Genomic DNA, 1,813 nt, shown 5'->3' with positions numbered 1-1,813 from the left:
ATCAAGCACGCGCAGCGGCTGCGGACGATAGTGGGCGCCCTGGCGGGCGAGCTGGCGCCAGCGCGAACGATGCAGGGTCGCGGGCAGCGGCGGCAGGGCGAGGTCGGCCAGGATCGCAAGCTGGTCGAGCAGCCGGAGCAGGGCGGCCGGGGCGGGGTCGCCGGGCTCCTCACGGAGCCAGGTGAGCGGCATGCTGCCGCGCGTCGACCGCGGGGCGTCGGCGGCGACGACGAGCAGGGCGTCGAGCCGGGCCTGCTGGTCGACGGTGAGATCGCGGGTCAGCAGGCGCTCGACGCTGCGGGTCGCCACACGCTGGACGCCCCACACCAGGCGCTCGACGACCGTGATGCCCGGAAGGATCAGCCGCCGATCACGGAGCTGCTGATGGGCCGCCTCAATCAAGGGCAGGGACTGGGCGTTGGCCTGGGCCTGGGGGAGGATCGCCCGCATCACGGCGCGGGCATCCTGCCACGTCCAGGTGCGGTAGCCATAGTGGGCCTTGATCGCGTCGAGATGCTCGTAGCAGGTGGTGCGGCGCGCGCCGTAGCTGACAAAGGCCGCGGGCGCGATATCGAGCTGCTGGGCGATGGCGCGCAGCACGCGCACGGGCACGTCGGGCAGGCTCATCAGCGTCCGGCCGGGGTAGCGCAGCATACACAGCTGCACGGCGACGCCGAGGCGGTTGACGCTGCGCCGGTGCTGGGCAATGAAGGCGCGGTCGGCGGGCGTCAGCGTGTAGAAGCGGGCGATGTCGCGGTCGGGCAGGTCGTCGGGCAGCCGGCTAAGCAGCGCGCGCTGCGCCGTGGTCAGGAGCGCGGGGCTATGCGACGCCATAGACGTTTCCCGGCCGCACACCCGGCCGTTAGCCGGGCAGCGTTTTGAGCTGCTCGCGGATCTGGGTGCGGGTGGGCAGGGTATAGCGGGCGGTGGTGGCGATGGCTGGAGCGCCGTCCTTGGTCTGGTGGCCGAGGTAGATGGCGATCGCCTCCAGGGTCCAGCCAGCGCCGCGGGCGCGGTGGGCGAAGTCGTGGCGCAGGTCGTGGAAGGTCACATCCTGGATGCGCGGCCAGGAGGCGTGGGTGGCCTGGGCCTTGAGCTGCTGCCAGCGATGCTCGATGCCGCGGGCGGAGAGGTTATCGGGCTGGTCGCGCCGGCGCAGGGCGGCGGCGCGCTGGCTGGTGAACACGAAGGGGCTGTCGGGCTCACGGGCTTCGGTCGCGCTGGCGTCGAGGGCCAGGTAGGCGACGAGGGCCTTGCGGGCCTCGTTGTGCAGGTCGATGGTGCGGGTCTTACCGCCCTTGGCGCCGACGATGGTGATCGCGCCGGCGCGCTGGGAGAGCACGCAGTGGTCGATGCGCAGAGTGGCGACCTCGCTGATGCGCAGCCCGGCCCAGTAGCCGAGCGCGAAGATGGCGGCGAGCCGGCGCGAGTCGGCCCGCTCGACGAGGGTCTTGAGGATGGTGCGCTGCTCGGCGGAGAGCTCGGTCGGGCTGAGGGCGGGGACGGTGGGTCGCTCAATGGCGTGGGCGGGGTTGCGGGTGAGCTGTCCGGCGTCGATGGCCCATCTGCAGAAGCGCGAGATGGCGGTGAGTGCGCGGGCCCGGGTGCGCGGCTGCTGGCCGGCGACGGTAAGGTGGTCGACGTAGCCCTGGAGCGCAGTGACGGTGAGCACATCGGGGCGGAAGGGGCTGCCGTCGGGCTGGGTAGCGAGCCAGGCGATCAGGCCGCGCAGGGAGGAGAGGTAGGCAGCGACGGTCTTAGGGTCGCGGCGGCCGAGCGTGGCGACAAAGGCGCGCAGCGACTCGGGATCGTC

At 72.4% G+C, this 1,813-nt stretch carries 2 protein-coding genes; both read right to left on the bottom strand.

The genetic code is table 11. The features are described 5' to 3' along the window. A partial coding sequence (locus tag K2Z83_RS28300) for a DUF4158 domain-containing protein (RefSeq protein ID WP_220598517.1) occupies positions 1–834 on the bottom strand: 834 nt, incomplete at its 3' end. 28 nt (positions 835–862) lie between these two features. Next, positions 863–1,813: tyrosine-type recombinase/integrase (locus tag K2Z83_RS28295; RefSeq protein ID WP_220598516.1), on the bottom strand; the 951-nt coding region annotated here is incomplete at its 5' end.

It is taken from the genome of Oscillochloris sp. ZM17-4, from assembly GCF_019599295.1.
Taxonomy (GTDB): Bacteria; Chloroflexota; Chloroflexia; order Chloroflexales; family Chloroflexaceae; genus Oscillochloris.
This window is presented reverse-complemented; position numbering and strand designations above follow the sequence as displayed.